Annotated in this window: 21 protein-coding genes; 18 read left to right on the top strand and 3 right to left on the bottom strand. The window is 40.6% G+C overall.

The genetic code is table 11. The features are described 5' to 3' along the window. The first annotated feature begins 151 nt into the window (after positions 1 to 151). The 3 genes from BM380_RS13860 to BM380_RS13850 all read left to right on the top strand — a co-directional run bounded on the left by BM380_RS13860 (position 152) and on the right by BM380_RS13850 (position 4,257). Positions 152 to 1,519 (top strand): MFS transporter, encoded by a 1,368-nt coding sequence (locus tag BM380_RS13860; protein WP_090494856.1) that lies wholly within the window; start codon positions 152 to 154, stop codon positions 1,517 to 1,519. Between the two features lie 20 nt (positions 1,520 to 1,539). Next, on the top strand, positions 1,540 to 2,241 hold the full coding sequence (gene ssb / locus BM380_RS13855; protein ID WP_024602151.1) for a single-stranded DNA-binding protein: 702 nt from the start codon (positions 1,540 to 1,542) through the stop codon (positions 2,239 to 2,241). 369 nt (positions 2,242 to 2,610) lie between these two features. Continuing rightward, a complete protein-coding gene (locus BM380_RS13850; RefSeq protein ID WP_090494854.1) occupies positions 2,611 to 4,257 on the top strand; it encodes an EAL domain-containing protein in 1,647 nt (548 codons plus the stop codon). Between the two features lie 29 nt (positions 4,258 to 4,286). Here BM380_RS13850 and BM380_RS13845 read toward each other — a convergent pair whose 3' ends face one another. After that, complete coding sequence (locus BM380_RS13845) at positions 4,287 to 5,195, bottom strand: 1-aminocyclopropane-1-carboxylate deaminase/D-cysteine desulfhydrase (RefSeq protein WP_090494853.1); 909 nt, start codon at positions 5,193 to 5,195, stop codon at positions 4,287 to 4,289. A gap of 335 nt (positions 5,196 to 5,530) precedes the next feature. Between BM380_RS13845 and BM380_RS13840 the strand changes: the two genes are divergently transcribed. The 9 genes from BM380_RS13840 to tldD all read left to right on the top strand — a co-directional run bounded on the left by BM380_RS13840 (position 5,531) and on the right by tldD (position 18,192). Continuing rightward, positions 5,531 to 7,537, top strand: a complete 2,007-nt coding sequence (locus BM380_RS13840) for a formylglycine-generating enzyme family protein (RefSeq protein WP_090494851.1) — start codon at positions 5,531 to 5,533, stop codon at positions 7,535 to 7,537. Positions 7,538 to 7,671: 134 nt separating this feature from the next. Beyond that, positions 7,672 to 8,715 (top strand): rod shape-determining protein, encoded by a 1,044-nt coding sequence (locus BM380_RS13835; RefSeq protein WP_013463921.1) that lies wholly within the window; start codon positions 7,672 to 7,674, stop codon positions 8,713 to 8,715. Continuing rightward, complete coding sequence (gene mreC / locus BM380_RS13830) at positions 8,715 to 9,557, top strand: rod shape-determining protein MreC (protein ID WP_016900309.1); 843 nt, start codon at positions 8,715 to 8,717, stop codon at positions 9,555 to 9,557. Before BM380_RS13835 ends, mreC begins: the two co-directional genes overlap by 1 nt. Beyond that, the gene (gene mreD / locus BM380_RS13825) at positions 9,550 to 10,029 is read left to right on the top strand and encodes a rod shape-determining protein MreD (protein WP_016900308.1); all 480 of its coding nucleotides are present in this window, start codon (positions 9,550 to 9,552) and stop codon (positions 10,027 to 10,029) included. Before mreC ends, mreD begins: the two co-directional genes overlap by 8 nt. After that, positions 10,029 to 10,598: a Maf family protein gene (locus BM380_RS13820; RefSeq protein ID WP_090494850.1), complete on the top strand. Its 570-nt coding sequence runs from the start codon at positions 10,029 to 10,031 to the stop codon at positions 10,596 to 10,598. Before mreD ends, BM380_RS13820 begins: the two co-directional genes overlap by 1 nt. 1 nt (position 10,599) lies before the next feature. Continuing rightward, positions 10,600 to 12,072: a ribonuclease G gene (gene rng / locus BM380_RS13815; RefSeq protein WP_013463925.1), complete on the top strand. Its 1,473-nt coding sequence runs from the start codon at positions 10,600 to 10,602 to the stop codon at positions 12,070 to 12,072. Continuing rightward, positions 12,072 to 15,920 (top strand): YhdP family protein, encoded by a 3,849-nt coding sequence (locus BM380_RS13810; protein WP_090494848.1) that lies wholly within the window; start codon positions 12,072 to 12,074, stop codon positions 15,918 to 15,920. Before rng ends, BM380_RS13810 begins: the two co-directional genes overlap by 1 nt. Then, on the top strand, positions 15,917 to 16,756 hold the full coding sequence (locus tag BM380_RS13805) for a carbon-nitrogen hydrolase family protein (RefSeq protein WP_090494847.1): 840 nt from the start codon (positions 15,917 to 15,919) through the stop codon (positions 16,754 to 16,756). Before BM380_RS13810 ends, BM380_RS13805 begins: the two co-directional genes overlap by 4 nt. Next, the gene (tldD, locus tag BM380_RS13800; RefSeq protein WP_013463928.1) at positions 16,753 to 18,192 is read left to right on the top strand and encodes a metalloprotease TldD; all 1,440 of its coding nucleotides are present in this window, start codon (positions 16,753 to 16,755) and stop codon (positions 18,190 to 18,192) included. Before BM380_RS13805 ends, tldD begins: the two co-directional genes overlap by 4 nt. 79 nt (positions 18,193 to 18,271) lie before the next feature. On the opposite strand, the gene BM380_RS13795 is transcribed toward tldD, so the two are convergent. After that, on the bottom strand, positions 18,272 to 19,162 hold the full coding sequence (locus BM380_RS13795) for a LysR family transcriptional regulator (protein ID WP_090494845.1): 891 nt from the start codon (positions 19,160 to 19,162) through the stop codon (positions 18,272 to 18,274). Between the two features lie 115 nt (positions 19,163 to 19,277). On the opposite strand from BM380_RS13795, the gene BM380_RS13790 reads away from it, so the two are divergent. The 6 genes from BM380_RS13790 to BM380_RS13765 all read left to right on the top strand — a co-directional run bounded on the left by BM380_RS13790 (position 19,278) and on the right by BM380_RS13765 (position 23,388). Next, positions 19,278 to 19,682, top strand: coding sequence for a VOC family protein (locus BM380_RS13790; RefSeq protein ID WP_010390477.1), 405 nt, complete (start codon positions 19,278 to 19,280; stop codon positions 19,680 to 19,682). A 39-nt stretch (positions 19,683 to 19,721) separates the two neighbouring features. Beyond that, a complete protein-coding gene (locus BM380_RS13785; RefSeq protein WP_090494844.1) occupies positions 19,722 to 20,822 on the top strand; it encodes an alkene reductase in 1,101 nt (366 codons plus the stop codon). Positions 20,823 to 20,851: 29 nt separating this feature from the next. After that, the gene (locus BM380_RS13780; RefSeq protein WP_010390480.1) at positions 20,852 to 21,391 is read left to right on the top strand and encodes a YbhB/YbcL family Raf kinase inhibitor-like protein; all 540 of its coding nucleotides are present in this window, start codon (positions 20,852 to 20,854) and stop codon (positions 21,389 to 21,391) included. A gap of 48 nt (positions 21,392 to 21,439) precedes the next feature. Continuing rightward, positions 21,440 to 22,342 (top strand): polysaccharide deacetylase family protein, encoded by a 903-nt coding sequence (locus BM380_RS13775; RefSeq protein WP_368086656.1) that lies wholly within the window; start codon positions 21,440 to 21,442, stop codon positions 22,340 to 22,342. A gap of 254 nt (positions 22,343 to 22,596) precedes the next feature. Next, positions 22,597 to 23,109, top strand: coding sequence for a DUF2799 domain-containing protein (locus BM380_RS13770; protein ID WP_054202523.1), 513 nt, complete (start codon positions 22,597 to 22,599; stop codon positions 23,107 to 23,109). Positions 23,110 to 23,139: 30 nt separating this feature from the next. Continuing rightward, the gene (locus BM380_RS13765) at positions 23,140 to 23,388 is read left to right on the top strand and encodes a hypothetical protein (RefSeq protein WP_254772073.1); all 249 of its coding nucleotides are present in this window, start codon (positions 23,140 to 23,142) and stop codon (positions 23,386 to 23,388) included. A gap of 48 nt (positions 23,389 to 23,436) precedes the next feature. Here BM380_RS13765 and BM380_RS13760 read toward each other — a convergent pair whose 3' ends face one another. Beyond that, positions 23,437 to 23,937 carry a DUF3299 domain-containing protein gene (locus BM380_RS13760; RefSeq protein WP_028834506.1) on the bottom strand — a complete coding sequence of 167 codons (501 nt, stop codon included), beginning with the start codon at positions 23,935 to 23,937 and terminating at the stop codon, positions 23,437 to 23,439. Between the last annotated feature and the right edge of the window lie 10 nt (positions 23,938 to 23,947).

The raw sequence follows: 23,947 nt of genomic DNA, 5'->3' as shown, positions 1-23,947 counted from the left end.
ATTGCCAAAATTATTTGCTCAGTATCGCATAATACGCTGCAATATTAATCCTTGATCATCGAAAAAATCCTTAGTTATAGACGATTAATTATTGCCAAGCTTGTGATAGAATCCTTGCCTAATTTTTTAACACAGTAAGATCACGCAAATAATGACCGCATCTTCACTTAATTCACGAGAAAAACGCGCCGCCGTATCGTTAGCGAGTGTGTTTGCATTTAGAATGCTCGGCTTGTTTATGCTGATGCCTGTTTTAGCTATTTATGGTCAAGAGCTTGAAGGCTTTTCACCTATCTGGATCGGTTTTGCTATTGGTGCGTATGGTTTATCTCAGGCCGTATTACAAATCCCAATGGGGAGACTTTCCGATAAAATAGGTCGTAAAAAAGTCATAGTCGGTGGTTTGGCGTTGTTTGCTTTAGGTTCGGTAATTGCCGCTTTGGCAGAGTCTATTCAAATGGTGACGGTAGGGCGCGCATTACAAGGCATGGGAGCTATCGCCAGCGCATTATTAGCGTTTGCATCAGATTTAAGCCGTGATGAACAGCGCCCCAAAGTTATGGCGGTGATTGGCATGAGCATCGGCATGAGCTTTGCGTTTGCGATGTTATTAGGGCCGATAGTGGCAGCTTCGTGGGGCATTGCAGGCGTATTTTGGCTAACGGCTATTTTGGCTGTGTGTGGTATTTTTATAGTCACTATGCTCGTTCCCAGTGCAATAAATAAAGCCCCTAAAGGCGATACGCTTGCCAGTTTTAGTGACATCAAAAAATTGATTAAACACCCACAGCTGGCACGTTTAAATGCAGGCGTATTATTGCTGCATCTAACATTAACGACTATTTTTGTAGTATTACCAAGCCAATTAATTAAAGATGGCTTAGTGGCCGAAAACCATTGGCAGCTTTATATCCCAGTTTTATTTTTGGCGTTTTTTTTAATGGTGCCAGTAATGATAGTGGCAATTAAAAAAGAGAAAGAAAAACAAGCATTTATTGGTTCTGTTATGGTTTTAATAGTCAGCATGTTAAGTATGTCTATGTGGGCAAACAGCGTTGTTGGTATTGCGGTTTGTATGCTGTTATATTTTGTTGCGTTTAACTTTTTAGAAGCCACTATGCCGGCTCTTGTGTCGCGTATTGCTCCAGCAAGCCAAAAAGGCTCAGCCATGGGGGGGTATTCATCGAGCCAGTTTTTAGGCGCTTTTTTAGGCGGCATGCTTGGCGGGTATGTAGCACAAACCACTAGTACGCAAGCTGTGTTTGCGGCGGCGGCACTTGTTGGGGTAATATGGCTTATTATTGCGTGGAAAATGCAAGTCCCACCGAAAAGTAAAGTTATTAGTTTAATGACCCAATTAGATTCTGAAGAGCAGGCACAAACACTGGCTTCTCAGTTAGTTGCTTTACCCGGCGTAATAGAAGCAACCGTAGTTCGCGATGAAAGTCGTAGCTACTTAAAGATTAATGATAAAGAATTTGACCTAGACCAAGCCCGAAGAGTGGCTGGTTTAATCTAACGTTTATAGGAGATGGTTCCATGGCACGCGGTGTGAACAAAGTAATTTTGGTTGGTAATTTAGGGCAAGATCCTGAAGTTCGTTACATGCCTAATGGTAATGGTGTAGCAAATATTACCTTAGCAACTTCAGATAGCTATAAAGATAAAAACACTGGCCAAATGGTTGATAAAACTGAGTGGCACCGTGTGGTATTTTTTGGCAAGTTAGCTGAAATTGTGGGTGAATACTGCCGCAAGGGATCACAAATTTACGTAGAAGGTAAACTTCAAACCCGTAAATGGACTGATCAACAAGGCCAAGAAAAATACACCACTGAAATCGTTGTTGATGGCTTTACGGGTCAAATGCAAATGCTAGGTGCACGCGGTGGCGATCAACAAAGTGGTGGCTATCAAGGTAACCAAGGTGGTCAACAAAGTAGTGGCTATCAAGGTAACCAAGGCGGGCAACAAAGCGGTGGTTATGGTCAAAATAACCAAGGCCAAAATAGCCAGCAAGGCAGTTATGCTCCACAGCAGCAATCTGCACCTGCTCAGCAGCCAGCACCGCAGCAAAACAACCAATACCAGCCACAGCAGCAAGGTGGTTTTGCACCACAACAAAATAGTGCACCACAACAGCAAGGCGGGTTTGCACCTAAGCCACAAAATGCACCGCAAGGTGGCGCATCAAACCCTATGGAACCAACAATCGACTTTGATGACGATATCCCGTTCTGACCTAAGACAAAAAGCAAAATGTTTAAAAGTTTTCTAGAAAGCCGCTATTAAGCGGCTTTTTTTATTAAAAAAATGACCGCATTCCATTTCTACAGTTTTTAAATCTGAATAAACACTTCCTAAAGTAAACATATGAATGTGTAAAAAGCACTGTGGTATTGGTGTTTTTATTTTTTAAGCCAAGCCCTCCTTTGTTCAAACTAATATATAAATAATGACAGCTGTTTAGTTAACTAATTGAAGGCTAAATATAATGTTTATAAACATTAAGTACTAACTTTTAAACCTCTGCTAAACTTTTATTATTGGCTTGTACAATTGCAAATAGTAGACAACACTTTAATAACTTATTTGATGTGCCGGTGGGTTATGAAAGCCAGTAAATTTCACTTTACCAATTATTCAAATGCTTTGTTTTATGCTCTGTGTATCGCCTTGCTAGTGATTATTAATAGCGGTTTAAGTTTGGTTTTACAGCATCAAAACGAGCAAGTTGGTTTAAAGCTAGCGAAGCAATTGCAACAGCCATTGGCCAATGAAAAACAACTTATTGCAAATACGCCTTTTACGCTCTCCCCTAATAAAAACTCTATTTATATAGAAAAACAAAAACATTATTTTAGCGCTAACTCAAAAGGAATTTTGCTCTACTCATGGCCAGTTTGGTATAGCTATAGCTATTTGTTTTTAATAATAAACGCGGTTCTTTTGCTCGCTATACTTTGTATTCGACGTTTTAAAAAGCCTAAAACAATAAAAAACAGCACAATAACCTCTAAACGTCAGCAGCACTTTAATAATAAGAAAGTGCGTTATGCACCCAAAGTGAGTTCTTTACAGCTCGCTCCAATAGCGACAACTAATGTGCAGGAAGCAATTAAATATAATGTATTTGCACTTATTCAGTGTGAATGTCATTTTGATGCAAACACTGACTTACAAGCGACTCTTAAAGTCTTATTGGCAAAAGACTTTATTAATACGACTGAAATATCCGTTAAGTTATTAACTGCAGGCAATTTCGCTTTTACTCTCAAAGGGATTGATGCAATTGATAAACTCAATTGCGCTAAATATTTACATCAATGCATTGTAAGTGCCGCTCATGTATTGGCGCCAAGAACTGCACAGAGGCATGTAAAAGTAGGTTTATGTACTTATTATTCCGAGGCTGATCAGGTTATGGTGTATCAGTTGGCAAAGTCAGCACTTACTCTTTCGCAGCAAAATCGAGTTAAGCATTATCACCAATTAGCGTTAAATTATGGTCATGTCCAAAAGCTCGATAGACACTCAATATCACAACGAATTAAAAAGCAAAAATTGGCTATTTTATTTCAACCAGTATACGAGCTCGATAGCGGCGCTATTATTAAGCATTACGTATCAATTAAAAGTAATGACAGGGGAAATAAACAATTACTTAATCAAGAAAGTATCAGTCAATTTTATAACGAAGGTGAGGCGCTATTGCACGATCAAGCGGTAGTTATGCAAGTAAAAAAACTATTGCTTATAGATAAATCATCGTCAGTTATTAGTATTAAGTTACATCCTAAAAACTGGTTTAATAACGAGTTTTGGAGCTGGTTAACTGCTTATATCAATGACTTAAAAAACCAACATACACTGCAATTTTCTATAAATGAATCAGAATTCTTAAATAATCAATTACGTTTGCAAGGCGCTTTTGCAGCAATAGCGGCACTAAACTGCAATATTGTAATTGATGATGTGAGAAGCAGTAAAAATATTTTTAAGTTTACGCTTAATAAACAAATATCAGGGCTTAACTTAGCTTCTGAACTTGTCCATGGGATAGAGCGCAGTAATTCACAACAAAAATACGTTAGGGGGATTGTGCATATAAGTAGATTATTGAGCTTGTCAGTATTTGCACTTGATGTAGAGACGCCTCAGGAGCTACAACTTTTAAAAGTAATAGGCATTAGCGGCGCGCAAGGAGGATATTTTTCTAAATTACTCCCCAATTATACTCAAGTCGCATTTCACTAATGCTAAGCAATTAACAAGTTAAATACACTCTACACTAATTTGCGATATTTTAGCCCTTCTAAACCTTGCAACCCACCAGTATGTATTGCAATAATTTTGCTGTTAGGGGCAAAGTAATCATTATTGATGAGCTGCCAAAGTGCGTACATCATTTTACCGCTGTAAATAGGCTCCAAGGGTAATTGATGTTGATGCTGCATGTGTTGGCAAAACTGCCATAACTCAGCTGTAAAACGACCATATCCACCACCGTGAAATTGCGTAAGTAGTTGCCAGTTATTTTGTGATTTTGCTTTAGGGCTAAGAGCGCGTATTTCGTCCCGCAGGTAGTCGGCTTGCTTTAAAACAGCAATCCCTAGTAGGTTGATTTTATTTGAGCTGCCCTCTATCAATCCAGCCAAGGTGCCGCCACTGCCAGTTGGACAGATTAAGTAGTCGTGCTCAGGTAAACTCTGGGCAAGCTCTTTACATCCATCTATAGCAAACGAATTAGTGCCTCCTTCAGGTAGAATGTATGCGTTTGGAAAGCGTGCCTGTAATGCGGCTAAATAGGCTTCATCATGTCGTTGTTTGTACTCTATACGATTGACAGCATGTAACTGCATACCACATTGCTGTGCAAATTTTAGAGTAGGATTATTTAGATCAAGCTGTGGGCCGCGCACAATTGCGTGGGTTGTTAAGTTAAACTCTTTACCAGCAGCGGCGCACGCATGAATGTGATTTGAAAAAGCACCACCAAATGTAAGTAATTCAGATTTACCCAGTTGTTGCATACGAACTAAATTGTATTTGAGCTTTCGCCATTTATTACCGCTGATAAGTGGATGCAATAAATCATCGCGCTTAATAGTTAAAGTTATTTTCTTGTCTGTTAGTAATTCACTGGTAATTGTTTGTAAATAGCTATGTTCATTAATACTGAATGGTATTGGCATTATCACTCTTTTTCATTAGTTACATGATGAATGTGCTGTGTAATAGCGTTATTTTGACTCAGTTTTTATTACTTAAGCAAACTAAAAAATATGAATACGCGGCTAAATTGGCATCTTAATAGCGTAAAATGCAGATAAATCTCGGTGTTGTTAAATAAATTAGCTATTTAGTACAAATGAAACGGTTATTTACTGGCATGAAACGGGATAATAGTTGTAAACTGAGATAATAAATGAACAAAGCTTGTGTTTTGTGCTTCAAGTACATAGCATAAGGTTTTATTATAAAAAATAATAATAACCAAATAATTGCCGCTTTTTTGGGACTGGAATATATGCGAATTGCTCCTTTATCTCTGTTAATTTCTGCTAGCTTTTTTGCAAGCACAGTATTTGCACAAGATACAACTACTGTAAACAGAATTGAATCAGAGATTAATACGAAACAAACAGAATACACTCGTTCAACGACGATGCTCGACAAATATTTAAAAGAAGAGAATCAACTTCAAACACAACTTGAATTGTTGAGAACGCGTTCCACACAGCTTGATAAAGAAAAAAACCAAGCGTTGGATGCGATGAATGATATGTATCGACGTTTAATTGATAACCCGTCGCTAGACATTACCTCTGCACAATCGCGTTATCAAAAAGCCGTTGTTGATCAAGAACAAAATAAAAATGATATTTCTATGCAATTGGCGGCAATTGCATCCCATCTAAAAGATATTGAGCAAATTCGCGCTGATAAACATGCACTTCAAAACACGATTGAAAGCTTAAAAGTGCAATATACCACGGCGCGTGTAGAGCGATTACGCAATGAATTTACCCGAGAGGGTACGCTTGAAGTTGACCATACCATTAACTGTAAGCGCACTGAAACACTGGCGGCATGTGAGCAGAGCGGTCAGCAAATAGGGCTGAAAAAGGCAACTAAACGTTTTTTAGATCAAATATTTGAAAATCTTACAGAAAAACGTCTTGTTGAACCTAAGCGAGACATGGCTGGGGCACAAGTACAAATTTTAAGTAGTCACGTGATTAAGAGCGCATTTAGCGGGCAAGGTGATTACAACGTCAATTTAAGCGTTACTATGCGCGGAGATGTAAACAGCAGTCGTTTATGTCACTTACTTAGTGTGAATAATAGTTTTTGTTTAGAGTATGGTACCCCGCTGGCAAATACTTATCAGCCAGCTTATAGCACTACTTTCTCTGATAGTCAGTTAACATTCAGCGATAATGGGGATAATAAAGCTGCTGCCGTTGTCGCTAAAACAGTTAATAAAAAGCCTAAAGTGGTCGCTGAGAACAAGAAAGATCAATTAGTTCAGTTAACCTTACGCTCTAATGTACACGGCGATGAAGTATTTATTAATGATATTCGAGTAGGTTCTACTCGTTTGGTGACGAACTTACCACGTGGTTTGCATAAGTTAGAAATACGCAAAGAGGGTTACATCCCTTATAAAGCGCGAATTGACTTAAAGAAAACGCGAACGCTTTTTGCTCAGTTGGAAAAAAAGTCAGAGTCGATTGCTGCACCGACTAAAAAGCGAGAGCAAATAATACAAGCAGATTGCCCAAAAGGGATGGAAGTTGATACACGCCCACCTATGATGGACCCATCAGCAGTGATGATCCCCGTTGGCAAATTTAAAATGGGTGATATAAACGGCAATGGGCTTGAAAATGAACGCCCCGTGGTTGAAAAAACGATTAGTGAATCTTTTGCTATGCAGAGCAAAGAAGTAACTGTTGGCGCATTTGAAGCGTTTGTAAACGAAACGCAATATAAAACCGAAGCTGAAAAAGGCAAAGGTTGCGCATATTACCTCAACGGCGAACCTGTTTGGGAAGCAAGCTTAAATTGGCGTGCTCCAGGATTTGAACAAACCAATGAGTTTCCTGCTGTGTGTTTGACAAAAAATGACGCTATTGCGTACGCCGAGTGGTTTTCTGATAAAACAGCGCAAACGTATCGTTTACCCACTGAGGTTGAGTGGGAATATGCGGCGCGTGCAGGCACTGAGACAGAGTACCCATGGGGTAACGAAATTGGTAAAAACCTAGCTAACTGTGGTTGGTGTGGTAGCGAGTGGTCTAATAAACGCACGGCTCCGGTAGGGTCTTTTTCTGCAAATGCATTTGGCTTATACGATACTGTAGGCAATGTATGGGAATGGACTAGTAGCACAGGGAATAAAAAAGATGCCGTTGTTCGCGGAGGTGCATGGAATTTTGCCCCTAGCCTTGCTCGTGCATCAACGCGTTTAATTTTAGCGCCAGATTTTAGAGCTAATTATATTGGCTTTCGCTTAATGAGCGAACGATAATATTTAATGGGGAAGCGGTGCTTCCTCTTTTTAATGATTACAAAGACGGCTGCGCTTTACATTGCTCATTGTGTTGAGAATGTTAAAGTAAGCGCAACTACAATAAGAACGAATTTCAAAGGTCATCCAGCCTCATGTTTAAAAAACTCCGTGGTATTTTTTCAAACGATCTATCGATCGATTTAGGTACAGCCAACACACTAATTTATGTAAAAGAAGAAGGTATTGTATTAAATGAACCTTCAGTTGTTGCTATTCGTCAAGAACGTGCTGGTGGACCTAAAAGTGTTGCATCTGTAGGTACAGAAGCTAAGCAAATGTTGGGCCGTACGCCAGGTAACATAAAAGCCATACGTCCAATGAAAGACGGTGTGATTGCTGATTTTTATGTTACTGAAAAAATGTTACAGCACTTCATCAAACAAGTGCACAATAATAATTTTATGCGCCCAAGCCCACGCGTGCTTATTTGTGTTCCTTGTGGAGCCACCCAAGTTGAAAAACGTGCTATTCGTGAATCAGCGATGGGTGCAGGTGCTCGCGAAGTCTACTTAATCGAAGAGCCAATGGCAGCTGCAATTGGTGCCGGTTTACCGGTGTCTGAAGCAACGGGTTCTATGGTGGTTGATATTGGTGGCGGTACAACAGAAGTCGCTATTATTTCACTTAATGGTGTTGTGTATTCATCATCAGTACGTATTGGTGGCGATAAGTTCGATGAAGCCATTATTAATTATGTGCGTCGTAACTTTGGTAGCTTAATCGGTGAAGCCACCGCTGAGAATATTAAACACCAAATTGGATCGGCATTTAAAACAGACGAACCAGTAGAGATAGAAGTGCGTGGTCGTAACCTTGCAGAAGGCGTTCCTCGTTCGTTTACGCTTAACTCGCATGAAATCTTAGAAGCATTACAAGAGCCACTAATGGGAATTGTAAGCGCTGTCATGGTGGCGCTTGAGCAGTCTCCACCTGAGCTGGCATCTGATATTTCAGCGCATGGTATGGTGTTAACTGGCGGCGGCGCATTACTTAAGGATTTAGATCGCCTGCTAATGGAAGAAACGGGCATTCCAGTGGTTGTTGCTGATGATCCACTTACGTGTGTTGCACGTGGCGGCGGCAAGGCCCTTGAAATGATTGATGTGCACGGTGGTGACGTTTTTAGTTACGATTAATGAAATCAATGTTTGAAAAAACGGTTTCTTTGCAACTGCGACTTTTTGTCGCAGTGCTTTTGAGTATCGTATTGATCCTTGGAGACAAGTACACGCAAGGTGGCGAGAACATTCGTACTAGTTTGAATACGTTGGTCAGTCCACTTATTTATGTTGCTAACCTACCTTACGAAGTATTTAGCTTTAGCGCCAAAAGTTTGCATACCCGTGAGCAGTTACTAACCGAAAACGAAGCACTCAAAAAGAAGCAAGTATTGCAAAGTGAGCAAATCCAGCAGTATGAGTTTTTAGCAAAAGAGAATCAAAAACTTCGTGCATTACTTGGCTCTTCCTCTAAACACACCAATCGTAAAATTATTGCTCAAGTACTTTCTGTTCATTCAAATCCTTATAGTCACCAAGTGGTGATAAATCGGGGAACCACCGATGGTTTAAGCGAAAGCCAAGCGGTGATTGATGATATGGGGTTAGTCGGGCAGTTGACTAAAGTTGGTTCAACAACCTCGCGGGTGCTGTTAATTACAGATACCACCCATGCAACACCGGTGCGTATATTACGAAACGATGTGCGCACAGTGGTTGAAGGTATCGGTAAAATTAACGTGCTAAAGCTATCACATGTGCCGCATAGCTTAGATGTGCGTATTGGTGATGTGCTGGTGACCTCTGGCCTAGGAGGTACCTTTCCTGAAGGTTATCCGGTAGCGGTGATCACCGAAATAACTCGTGATGAAGGCCAACCTTTTGCGCAAGTATTTGCTGAGCCGATAGCTCAATTAGATCGAATTCGGTTATTAGTGGTGTTATGGCTAAATCAGCAGGAGTTGATGGGTGATGATTAACCGTCATATGCTTTTAATCGCATTAAGTATTTTCTTTGCATTAGTAATGGCGCTAATGCCGTTACCTTTTTCACTTGAACCATTTCGTCCTGATTGGGTGCTATTGGTGCTTATGTACTGGTCTTTAGCTTTACCGCATAGACTAAATATAGGGACTGCTTGGGTTGTTGGGTTATTAATTGACTTAGCAACAGGCTCCTCATTGGGTGTTAATTCCTTAACTTATTCAGTGTGTATTTTTGTTACTGCAAGTAACTTCCAAAAAATTCGCAATTTTTCATTGTGGCAACAAAGCCTACTTATAGGCTTGTTCTTAACGCTTTACCACTTAATGCAGTTTTGGTTAAATCACTTTTTACTTGGCGTTTATTTTAGCCCACATTACTTATGGCCTGTATTAACAGGCATGTTGAGCTGGATATGGGTATTTTTATTACTTCGAAAATACCGTAGACATTTTAGGATCAGATAATGACTTGCGCAGTATATTTAGCCTCCGCGTCTCCCCGTCGTAAAGAGCTTCTAACCCAATTGGGTATTGAATTTTCACAGTTTAGTGTTGATGCCGATGAAAGTCAGCTTGCTAATGAGTGCCCGCATGACTATGTAGAGCGTTTAGCGCGTTTAAAGGCGCAAATGGGCGTAGAGCAAGGTTATACTGACCGGCCAGTGCTAGGTAGTGATACTGTGGTGGTGATGGATAACCAATCATTATGTAAGCCACGAGATAAAGACGATTTTACTCAAACCTTAAAGCGCTTATCAGGGAACACGCACCAAGTGTTAACTGCCATCGCTTTTGCTACATCAGATAAAGTACTCAGTTGTGTGGTCAGTACAGATGTCACCTTTAAAACGCTCAGTGATGAAGAAATAAATGCTTATTGGCAAACGGGCGAGCCTCAAGATAAAGCCGGTGGTTACGGTATCCAAGGGTTAGGTGGGCGCTTTGTAACGCATATTTCGGGTAGCTATTTTGCCGTTGTCGGCTTACCTTTATATGAGACAGAACAATTATTAAATACATTCTTAAGAGGGTAGCATGAGTACAGAACTACTGATCAATGTCACGCCAAGTGAAAGTCGCGTTGCCCTAATCGAAAACGGTGTATTACAAGAAATTCAGCTAGAACGTATTGGTAACTTAGGTATCGTGGGTAATATTTACTTAGGTAAAATAAGCCGCGTGTTACCAGGTATGCAAGCCGCTTTTGTTGATATAGGCCTAGAGAAAGCCGCCTTTTTACACGCTTCAGATATCGTTAATAGTGCCTCTATTGTTGAGGGCGTTGACGACGAGCCGATTAAAAAAGTCCAAGATATTCGTGAACTGGTTCGCCAAGGTCAGTACATTATGGTGCAAGTGGTTAAAGACCCTTTGGGTAGCAAAGGGGCACGTTTAACCACTGATATCACGATACCTTCACGGTATTTAGTGTTTATGCCTGATGCGACACATGTTGGGGTGAGTCAGCGTATCGAAACGGAAGAAGAGCGTGCAAGGCTGAAAAAAATTGTAGCCGAATACGGCGATGAAAACGGTAGTTTTATTGTCAGAACAGCTGCTGAAGGCGCAAGTGAAGCGGAGCTGAGACACGATGCAGCTTTTTTAAAAAAGCTCTGGGATAAAATTGTCTCTAGACGCCGAAAAACCAGCAAAGCCAGTATCTTGCATGAAGATCTTACACTTGCCTTTAGAACGTTACGTGATTACGTAGGTGAAGATATGGAGCGCATTCGTGTTGACTCTAAGCTTACCTACCAAGAGCTTAAGCTGTTCACTGAAGAGTTTGTGCCTTTGTTATCACAAGTGCTTGAGTATTACCCAGGTGAGCGCCCCATTTTTGATTTATTTGATGTAGAAAGTGAAATTCAAAAAGCACTGCATCGTAAAGTTACTTTAAAATCGGGTGGTTATTTGATCATAGATCAAACTGAAGCGATGACCACTGTTGATGTAAATACAGGCGCTTTTGTTGGTCACCGTAACCTTGAAGAAACTATTTTTAATACCAATGTTGAAGCAACCTCAGCTATTGCCCGTCAACTAAGGCTGCGCAATTTGGGCGGTATTATTATTATCGACTTTATTGATATGGTAAGCGATGAGCATAAACGCCGTGTAATGCACTCATTAGAATCTGCACTCGATAAAGATCGTGCCAAATCTAATATCAATGGTTTGTCGGCATTAGGCTTAGTTGAAATGACCCGCAAACGTACCCGCGAAAGCCTAGAGCATGTATTGTGTGATGTATGCCCAGCATGTTCAGGGCGTGGCTCACAAAAAACAGTCGAGACAGTCTGCTATGAAATTCTTCGTGAAATAGTACGTGTTAATCGCGCTTACGATGCGGATAAGTTTGTAGTGTATGCTTCGCCTGCAGTATGTGAAGCGCTATTAAATGATGAGTATCATAACCTCGCCGAATTAGAACTATTTATTGGAAAGCAGGTCAATATTCAAACCGAAAGTTTATACAGCCAAGAGCAGTTTGATGTGGTAATGATGTAATGAAATTTAAAGCGGCCTGTTTTTATTGTGTGCGAAAATTATGGCAAATAAGTGCTGTAATTTTAGTACTACTGGCCGTGATTGTTTCTATTTTAAAATACACCTTACCCTACGCAAACGATTATAAAGGAGATATAGAAAGCTACCTTGATGATAAGTTTGATATTAGTTTATCTATAGGTGCTATATCAGCAAGTTGGCAAGGCAGTGGTCCCGCTTTAGTACTCGAAGAATTATCATTTAAAGACAACCAAACAGCCCCTATCTCTTTAACCATAGCTAAAACCAGTTTAGAGCTAAACCTTTGGGAAAGTTTAAAGTCGCTGCAGCTTAAATCAAATTACTTTGTGATCAATGGCTTTCATACCAAGGTTAATGTCGCTAATTTATTTGCTGGTAATCAAGATGAAGTTTCATTTGAGCAAAAAGAACTAATAGAAGGACTGTTTTTAGGCGAAACCGGTCACTTTGCAATAGAAAACTCCAGCATCAGCTTTGTACTAGAAGATAACAAAGAACGTAAACTGTTATTAGAAAACATTGTATGGCAAAACCAAGATAAACAGCATCTTGGTAGCGGTAGCCTAGCGTTACCGGGAATTTCTGTGGGTAATTTTGATGCCCGTATTGCGCTCAAAGGTGAAACCTTAGAGCAAATGGTGGGCGATTTATATGTGCAGGCTAATCAGGTTGATGTGTCAAATTGGTTGGCCCAGTATATAAATACTCAAAAGCAGCAACTGCATAGTGATTTAAACTTACAAGCATGGCTTAGGCTAGAGCAAGGCTTAGTAAGTGACGTAAAAGTACAGTGGTTACCGAGTGCGGTAAATTGGCAACTCAATGATCAAACACAAAAGGTCAGCCTAAGTGAAGGGGGATTTCATTTATACCCTGAGCAAAATAGCTGGCGGTTAAAAAGTACCGGCTTAGCGTTTAGTACCAACGAAATAACGTGGCCTAGCCTCGAATTTGAAGCTTTATTAGGCAAGCAAAATAAAATATGGCTGCAGCAACTCGATTTAGCCCTATTAAATGATTTAGCAGAACTAACTAATTTTACTGATTTAACTCCTTTTTTAGCTCGCCAACCCAGTGGTGAAATAAAAAACGCGTATCTAGAGTTTGCCGATGCAAAGCAATGGCAGTTGTGGTTTGAAGCCGATGAAATTAGCTGGCAAGAAAAAAACGCCGTACCCGCCGCTCAATCCTTAAGGGTTGATGGATTGGTTAATCAGCAATATGGCCGGATCACTATTTTTGGTGAAAACAGCCACTTAATTACAGGTGCTAGTTTTAGTAATAATATTGACTATAACCAGCTAAACATTGAATTAGATTTAGCTAAGCGCTCAGGCGATTGGCATATTAGTAGTGATAACCTGTGGTTTGATAACAATGAAGTGACCTTAAGCGCACAGATGAAATTAAGTTTAGGTAAGACGCCTCGCTTAGATTTATATGCCGAAGCATTTGCCCCCGATGCCAGTATTGCCGGTCATTATTTTCCTTTAACGTTAATGAGCCCTGAGTTAGTTAGTTATTTAAATGGCGCAATAAAATCAGGTGAAGTAACAAATGCCCAGGTGTTATTTTCTGGTCCATTATCAGGCTTTCCATTTGACGATGGTTCTGGGCAGTTTGATGTTTTAGCGCAAATAGATAATGCTACCTATCAATTCGATCCGGCTTGGCCAGCAGTCACAAATGCCAGTGTAAAGCTGCATTTTGCAAATGAGCGAATGGATATTTATAGCCAGCAAGGCCAACTGGTAAACCTTGACGTTGGCAGTAGTGTACATGTGAGTATTGATGACTTAATGGGCGATGCGCCATTGGTGGTTAGTATTGATAAGCAAGCTGAGCTTGAAAAAATGCACGATTTTTTTGTCGCCACGCCTTTAGTAAATCCATTAGCTGATATTTTTAATGTTGTGCAAGGACAGGGGCTTGCCAGCGCAAACATTGAATTGCTAATCGGTTCACAATTTGAGGGCGGAGCGAGTGTAACTGGTAAGGTTAATTTACTCGACTCACCTCTTTATATTTCTGCTCCCGGTATTTCGCTTGAGCATTTAAAGGGTGAACTTAGCTTTAATAATCAACAAATAAACCTCACCGATGCTACGGCTACATGGCTTGGTATGCCATTAACGATTAACTACACTAGTGACGCAAACGCAGAGGATTATCGCGCTAATATAAATATAAATGCTCAGCTTGATGCGCAAACACTCATAAACCATGGTCAAGGTATTTTAGATGGTTACTTAAGCGGGCAAAGTGACGTTGATATTGCTTTAGAGCTTAATTTTACCGAGCAAGGGTTTAACTATCGTGCCGAAGTTGAATCGCCACTTATTGGCTTAAATAGTTCCTTGCCAGGAGTATATACAAAAAGCAGTGAGCAAATTTGGCCTCTGAGTGCGGTTATTCAAGGTGATGATATCTCTAATCTGATCACTGCAAATATTAATGAGTTATTTTATTTCAATGCCATTCTAGACAATACTCAATCGCAGTTTACCAACGCTCATTTTATCATCGGTGAAAAAGATTTAGGGCTTAACTCACAAAATTTAGCGGTGAGTATTAATTTAGCGCAGAGTGAGTTATTACCTTGGATTGATTTAATTGATCAAATTATTAATGTAGCTAAAGCGCAGTCTGACAGTGCCTCGCCGGGCGTGATGCCGCCTTTACATGAAGTGGTTGCGAATATTAACTCTTTTAACGTGAGTGGCATGCAGTTTAATGATTTTGATATGCGTTTATCGCCCCTAAATAATAATTTGCAATTAAAGCTCAATGCCAAAGAGTTAAGAGCCGAAGTATTTATACCTAGCGGGCAATCAAGTCAGCCGATTCGAATTAATAGCGATTATTTAAGGCTTAATTTTTTAGATAAACAATCAGAGCAACCGAGCGAAAAATCAACCCCAGAACAACTTGCATGGCTTACAAAATTACCGGCTATTGAATTTGAATGTGCCGATTGTAAAGTGAGTCATTATCAACTTGATAAAGTAAGCGCCTCATTGTTAGGCGATGGTAAAAAGCTGCTTATTTCTGAGCTAGTGGTTGATAAGGGCGACCATATATTACGGACTAAAGGGCAATGGCAGAATGGCCTAACGGCGATGAGCGGTGAACTTAAAAGTGATGATATTGGCGCCTTATTTAATGAGTTTGATATTACCACCACTATTAAAGACTCAAACGCCAATCTAAATTATCAGCTAAATTGGCAAGCGGCACCTTATGATTTAGACATTGCCAGTTTAGATGGCGAAATTAGCTGGGATTTAGGCGAAGGCCATTTAACTGAAATCAGTGATGGAGGTGCACGCGTATTCTCATTACTGAGCCTTGATTCATTAGTGCGTAAGCTAAAGCTTGATTTTAGAGATGTATTTTCTAAAGGTTTTTTTTATAACAGCATGCAAGGCACCATGCAGATAGATAAAGGCATTGCCTATACCCAAGATACTAAAATGGATGGGGTACCTGCCGATCTCTCTATAAAAGGGTATGCAAATTTAAATACTCTCGAAATTGACTACGACTTAGCGGTGGCGCCACAAGTAACCTCGAGCATTCCGGTGATTGTGGCTTGGATGGTTAATCCAGTAACGGGGCTTGCAGCTTTAGCAATTGATAAAGTGATTCATTCTGCCCGAGTGATCTCAGAGATCAACTTTAAAGTAACAGGCAAAATGAACGATCCTCAGGTACAAGAGTTAGATCGTAAGAGTCGAGAGGTGACTTTACCGCAAGCAGCACAAAACCAGCCACAAGCATCCTCAGAGTTAAAACTTAAAGATGCCGAGGTTAGCGCCACACAATGAATAAACAACACATAAACTCATCTCCTGCGATTATCGCATTGCAAATGTGCTCTGGCTTAAACCCTGATGATAACATTGCACTTTTAAAGCAAGCATTAGCTGCTCTGCCAAACACGCGACCTTTGTTAGTATGTTTACCTGAAGCGTTTTTAGTCTTTAGTAAACACGCTGGTGATACGTTGTTAGTGTCTCAACGTATTGAACAATATAAACAGCAAATCAGTGAATTGTGCCGTAAACACAACATTTGGTTAAACGCTGGCACGTTACCAGAGCCATATAACCAGCATAAGTATTACGCCGCCTCTCATTTATTTAATAATCAAGGCAATATTGTTGCAAGCTATAACAAAATACACTTGTTTGATGTTGAGGTAGATGACCAGACCGGCAGCTACCGAGAATCCGATTTTACTCAAGCCGGCGATGAGGTTGTGGTTGTTGATTCGCCCTTTGGTAAAATTGGTTTAACAGTGTGTTATGATTTGCGTTTTGCTGGTTTATTTAATGCCTTAGTTCGCAAAGGCGCCGAAATTATATTAGTACCCAGTGCGTTTACTGTTCCAACAGGTAAAGCGCATTGGCAGCCGCTACTTGCAGCGCGAGCTATAGAAACGCAATGTTATGTTATTGCTGCAGCGCAATATGGAACGCATGAAAACGGTAGGCAAACTTATGGTCACAGCCTCATGTTATCGCCTTGGGGTGAAGCATTAAGTGAAAAATCAACAGGGCTTGGTTTTATTAGTTGCACCGTAGATTTAAACCAGTTACACAAAATTAGACGAGATATGCCGCTGCAATCTCACCAACGATTTAGAGAGCCATTATTATGAATTCGGTTGAACAGCATTTATTACACGACAGCCAGCTAAATCGAGAAGAACTCGAAAAAACATTAGCTTATATTCACCAGCACAAAGTTGATTATGCCGATCTTTATTTTCAATCGAGCCATCATGAGTCTTGGGTATTAGAAGACGGCTTAGTAAAAGAAGGCTCTTATAACGTTGAGCGTGGTGTGGGTGTGCGGGCTGTAAGCGGTGAAAAAACCGGTTTTTCATATTCAGACGCAATTAATCTTGAAGCGTTAAACAAAGCAGCCACCGCTGCTCGTAGTATTGCCGATGCCGGTGAAGATAAAGCGGTTAAAGTATTTAGTGACGTGGCTGCAAAGCAGCAGTTTGCACCGCATCAACCAATTTCTAGTATGAGCGATACCGATAAAGTTAATTTGTTACGTGAGCTTGAAAATTATATTCGCGAATTAGCCCCTGATGCTGAGCAAGTTATTAGCTCAATGTCTGCGGTATACGAAGAAGTATTAATTGCAGCCAGCGATGGCACCTTTGCTACCGATATTCGCCCACTGATCCGTTTAAACTGCTCTGTATTGCTAGAGAAGAATGGTCGTCGTGAACGTGGCGGTGCTGGTGGCGGTGCGCGCCTAGATTATGGTTACTTTAAAGAGCTGGTAGATGGTAAGCCGCGTTGGATGGGTTTTGCAGAAGAAGCCGTTCGTCAAGCTAAAGTAAACTTAGAAGCTATTGATGCCCCAGCGGGTACTATGGAAGTGGTATTAGGTAATGGCTGGCCAGGCGTGTTGTTGCACGAGGCCGTAGGTCATGGCCTAGAGGGAGACTTTAACCGTAAAGGCGCGTCTGCGTTTAGCGGTAAAGTAGGTCAAAAAGTTGCTTCAGAGCTATGTACTGTGGTTGATGATGGCACTATGGCCGATCGCCGTGGTTCACTTAATGTAGATGACGAAGGTACGCCTGCAGCCTATAACGTACTTATCGAAAACGGTATTTTAAAAGGCTATATGCAAGATAAAATGAACGCGCGTTTAATGGGGGTAAACCCAACAGGTAATGCTCGTCGTGAATCATACGCGCATTTACCAATGCCACGTATGACCAACACTTACATGTTAGGCGGCGAGCACAGCCAAGCTGATATTATTAGCACGGTTAAAAAAGGCGTGTTTGCTCCCAATTTTGGTGGCGGCCAAGTGGATATCACCTCGGGTAAGTTTGTATTTAGTGCCTCAGAAGCGTATTTAATTGAAAATGGTAAAATCACCCAGCCAATTAAAGGTGCTACCTTAATTGGTAATGGCCCTGAGGTTATGCAACAAATTTCTATGGTAGGTAATGATTTAGCGCTTGATAAAGGTGTAGGTGTTTGTGGTAAAGACGGTCAAAGTGTACCAGTAGGCGTTGGCCAACCAAGCCTGAAAATAGATAACCTAACAGTAGGTGGCACGGCTTAATTTTTATAACTGCCAAACGTTATAAATAAAACCTTGGAAGTGCAAACTCTCAAGGTTTTATTTTGTTGGCTGTTTATTGTTAAATTTGCTGCTGAAAAAAATCCATAAATGCGGCAACTTGTCGTGGCTGAAATTGCCTTGATGGGTAAAGAAACTGTAAGCCAACTTGCTGTTTATCTTTATTACTAAAACCGAGAATATAGTCATCAAGTAGCGTCACTAAATTACCCTTAGTCAGATCATCACTAATATCTACCATTGATTTTAGAGCAATACCTGCACCGTTAATTGCCCACTGTCTGATAACTGCACCATCACTGCTACTCATAGCTACAGGTACGCGAATTACCTCGTCTTTAAAATGCCAATCATGCATCGATTGACCAAGTCTCTCCATTACTAAGCAGCGATGATTTAATAAATCGCTTGGTTGTAAAGGTTGGCCATGTATTTTTAAATATTCAGCTGAAGCACATAACACACGTTTATTGGCTTTGATCATTCGGCTAATCAAATTACTATCGGGTAAGTTTCCAAAGCGAATAGCAATATCAATGCCTTCTTCAACTAGATTAACTAAGCCATCGGTTAAATGTAGGTGTGGTTTTACTTGTGGATTCAGTGCTACAAATTTAGCTATTGCAGGGGCAACAAACTGTTTACCAAAGTCAGAGGGTGCGGTTACTTTGAGACTACCCGAAAGAGTGTTTTTACTAAGCTGAATACTTTGCTCTGCGGCATCAATTTCAGCAATCACTCTTAAACAGCCTTGAAAAAAGTGCTCTCCAGCCTCGGTTAATTTAATACTTCGAGTATTACGTATTAAGAGTCGGGTTTGATAGTGATTTTCAAGCTGGTTGATACGTACCGTCATACTCGCAGGCGATAAACCAATTTTTCGCCCAGCTGCAGCAAGCCCGCCAGAGCGCACCACATGAACAAAAAGCTGCATATCATCAATCTTAGCCATCGTTCCTCACTCTTTATAATTCAGTATTAATGAATAGTGTTTTTGATATTAACTCAATTATCAAATTTAAGTAAATAGTTAAACTGGTTGTACTCATTATCAACAGAGAAAGTTTATGCGTTTAGATCATGTATTAATTTCTAGTTGTGATTACCAGGCGATGCGACAGTTCTTTATAAATTCAGTTGGGCTAGTTGAAGGGTATCGTCCGCCTTTCCCTTTCGAGGGGGCATGGTTATACGGCAGTGATAATGTTGCTTTGATTCATTTGGTTAATGCCACGGGTAATAAAGCGCAACAGGGTTACTTATCAGCATTAAACAGCAAAACCCAAGGCCGAGGAGTGGTAGATCACATTGCCATTCGTAGCATAGGTTATCAAGGATTGAAAAGTCGCTTAGCGCAAACAGGTATAAGCTACTTTGAGCGAACCGTGCCAGAGCTATTAGAGCAGCAAGTATTTATACCGGGACCAGAAGAGATAAAGGTCGAAATGCTATTTAGTAGTGATGAAATTTAATTTAAATCCAGATAAACATTATTTATAAGAGAGTTAGTTATGTCTATAGAATCCTTATTTGAAGTTAAAACCCTCGGTGGCATGGTCACTCAAAATAGAATTGTGATGGCACCTATGACCCGTTCGCGAACTGCGCAACCGGGTGATATTCCCACTGAACTGATGGCCACTTATTATGCGCAGCGTGCTACTGCAGGGCTGATTATTTCTGAAGCAACACAAATTTCTGCTCAGGGCAAAGGTTACTCATTTACGCCAGGTATTTACACGCAAGAACAAATCGAAGGTTGGAAGCAAGTAACACAAGCTGTGCATAAAGAAGGTGGTAAAATATTTTTACAACTTTGGCACGTTGGTCGAATGTCGCACTCTTCATTTCACCATGATGGAACGCCAGTTGCCCCATCTGCACTTGCTTCAGATGCACAAGTTTGGGTGGTGGGCGATGATGGAGAAGGACGGATGCTTGACTGCCCAGCCCCACGAGCACTAAGTGTTAAAGAAATTAAAGAAATAGTAAATGATTATAAGCAAGCGGCAATTAACGCGATTGAGGCTGGTTTCGATGGCGTTGAAATACATGGAGGTAACGGGTATTTAATTGATCAGTTTTTAAGACGTTCAGCGAATAAACGCACAGATGAATATGGCGGTAGCCAAGAAAACCGTATTCGTTTTGCCTGTGAAATTATTGGCGCAATTAGTAATGCCATTGGAGCTCATAAAGTGGGTATTAGATTAGCGCCTTTTATCACTCAGCGTGGTATGGGTGATAGTGAAGCAATTGACACTATTTTATTGGCAGCAAAGCAATTTGAGCAAATTGGTATTGCGTATATTCATCTTGCCGAAGCGGACTGGGACGATGCACCTACCGTAACACCAGAGTTTAGAGTCGCACTTCGTCAGTATTTTAGTGGCGCGATTATTGTTGCCGGTAATTATACCGAGCATTCAGGTGCGCAGCTTATTGAACAAGGTCTTGCCGATTACATTGCATTCGGTCGTCGTTTTATTGCCAACCCAGACTTACCGTATCGTATTCAAGAGCAACTGCCACTAAACACGATTACCGATGGGAGTACATTGTTTGGCGGTACAGCCAAAGGTTATACCGATTACCCAGCATATCAAAAGTAACTTTTTAACTGAAAATATAAGGGCTAAAAATGGTTAATTTTTCAAACTCAGTCGTTACTTTACTGATCAGCGGGCTGTTTAGTAGTGCCAGTTTTGCGGCTGAATTTAGTTTATCGAGCCCTGATTTACAGCCAGGGCAGGCAATAAAGAGTGAGCAATACTGGAATAGCTTTGGTTGTCAGGGGAGTAATGTTAGGCCACAACTTAAATGGCAAAATGCGCCTAAGAAAGCCAAAAGCTTTGCCGTGACAGTGTATGACAATGACGCACCAACTGGCAGTGGTTTTTGGCACTGGGTAGTACATGATATTCCTCTTACTAGTAACTCACTATCTTCAACGACTTTGCCCAAAGGAGCCATTGAAGGTAATACGGATATGGGGAAGCCCGGATACCTTGGGCCATGTCCACCAGAAGGACGCAAGCATAGCTACACCTATAAAGTGTATGCATTGGATGTAGAAAAATTAGCTGTTCCACAAGGGGCAACAAGTGCACTTACAGGGTTTTTCTTACACCAACATTCTTTGCAAACAGCCGAGATCACAGTAACGGCAGGGCCGCGTTAATTAGCTTAGGAGATAAAAATGAAGGTTTTACCTTTACTCATTCTTTTAATGGCACTGTGCAGCAGTAAGCTATTAAATGCAGCCCCACTACCTGAGAAATCAGGTTATTGGCCTGATGATGCACAATTAGTGATTTCTATTTCAATGCAATTTGAAGCAACAGCACAAGATAGCTCTGATGCAGGGCCGTTTCCTCAAATAGAGCAGGGTTATCACGATACTATTTCGCCTACTTGGTATCAGTATGGGATGAATGAAGGGATCCCAAGATTACTTGATCTATGGGATAAACATAATATTAAAGTTACTTCTCATATGGTGGGTAGGGCTGTGGAATTAAATCCAGCACTTGCTAAAGAAGTGGTTTCACGAGGGCATGAAGCATCGGGTCACGGCCAAACATGGACACCACAATATTCTATGAGTGTTGAACAAGAGCGCGCTTCATATATTAAAAGTGCAGATATTATCGAAAAAGTGACAGGCATGCGGCCGGGTGGCTTTAATGCATTTTGGATGAGACATTCAAAAAATACACTTACGCTTTTGCAAGAGCTGGGGTTTATTTATCATATTGATGATCTATCGCGTGATGAGCCTTCTTTTACACCAGTAAATAATAAGCCTTTTGTGGTTGTACCTTATACTTTTCGTAATAACGACATTGTGCGCTATTCAGGAAGCACTGCAATGACGGCCCAAGCCTACTTACAAGAGTTAAAAGATGAGTTTGACGTGTTATACGCTGAAGGAAAACACAGAAGACGAATGATGTCGATTAGTGCTCATGACCGTATTGCAGGAACGCCTGCACGAGTAAAAGCGCTTGATGATTTTATCCAGTATGCAAAACAGCATACTGGTGTTAAGTTCATGCGAAAAGATAACATAGCCCGTTGGATAATGAAGCAAAATAATGTGCCCACTAATCCGGCTCAGACGGCTAGATAAAGGAAACATCTATGAGGCAGCTTTTTAATACCATAAGTATGCCTCATGTGATTTTTAGAGGTGAAGGAGTTAAGTTGTTGTCGTAAATTTTAAACTTCAACGGAATTAGAATAGCTTGTTACATTTTTATTATTCACTTTAAACGAATATCTCTTAAAATAGGTACTTGAATAGTCTATAACACTTTAGGAAATAGCATGTTTAGCCGATGTATATTCATTTTATTTGTACTATCTCTATCAGGATGCTCTTCTTTGTCTCAGGATGAATGTATACAGGCCAATTGGACAAACCTAGGCTTTAGTCATGGCGAGCAAGGGTATACATTTGAACATGGCAGAGAAATTATATCCGCTTGTAGTGAGTTTGGTATCACTGCAAAATTAGATGATTATAAGGTTGGTTACAAGCAGGGGCTCGCAGCCTTTTGTGAGCCTGAAAATGGCTTTACCCTGGGCTTACGAGGGGATGCGTATAACGGGGTTTGTAATGACACACAGTTTAGAAAAGCATGGCAAGAGGGTAATGAGCGTTATCAGTTTGAAGCAAGGAAAGCTGAGATAGATGATCGACTTAATAATATTAATTGGCGGTTGCAATCTATTAGTAATGAATTAGCGAGTGATAAACCGTCAAGTAGCCAAAGTAAAGAGTTACGCCGAGAAAGAGAACAGTTAGAGAGAGAGCGTCGTGATTTAAGAAAAGAAAAAGCACTTTTACCATTACTCAACAAGTTTCCTTCATGGCATTTTGAGTATGAACTATAATTTATAACATATCCTTTTACGGTGATTAATATGAAAGTAATATCAATTTTAATAACATTTCTGATCCTTAGTGGGTGTGCGTCAAAAGAAATGCCAGACGGTTATGGAAATGAAGTATTTGCGGAGCATGAGTGCTTAGGTGGTGAAGTTGAAACAGACTATAGCTACACAATTTTTAGCTCTGACGAAGATGAAAGCAATAAGAGTACGGTGAAGTCGACTTGTCATCCAGTGAAAACTCAGTCTGAACTTGAGCGAGATATAAGAGCGGGTGGTTGATAGAACAAAATAAAAACCCACTATAGAGTGGGCTTTGTATTTTAAGAATTAAAGCTCAAAAGGAGCAACACCGACAGCTTGCATTGTGTAACCTACTTGGGCGATTTCGCCAGACCAAGTTTGCGTTTTAATAATACCCGTTACAACAATCGCATCGTATAAGCTATCGATAGGGACACCGCCTTTAATGGTCACATGAACCAGCTGATTTGGCGGCGGGGGTGGCACATGAATACAGGCACCAAAGTAAGGGACTAATAAAAACTCGGTGATAAGTTCGCTATCGCCTTCAAGAGGTACAACAAAACCAGGTAAGCTAACAGACTGCCCATCAAGTGCTTTAACAACTGGCGCGTCTAAATCAGGTTGCACCCAGTTTTGTTCACTGCCTTCGTGATTAGCTTGTGCTTGAGTATCTATTTGTACATGGCCCTCGGGTATGAGGTCTTCCCAAAAAATTTCCTTGGGTGGATTTGCAATGCTAGCAAAGCTAATTAGCACTGCGCTTAATAGCATTAAAGAGTGTGTAGTTACTTTAAACAACGTCATGTTCATCCTA

It is taken from the genome of Pseudoalteromonas sp. DSM 26666 (genome assembly GCF_900116475.1).
GTDB lineage: Bacteria > Pseudomonadota > Gammaproteobacteria > Enterobacterales > Alteromonadaceae > Pseudoalteromonas > Pseudoalteromonas tetraodonis.
This window is presented reverse-complemented; position numbering and strand designations above follow the sequence as displayed.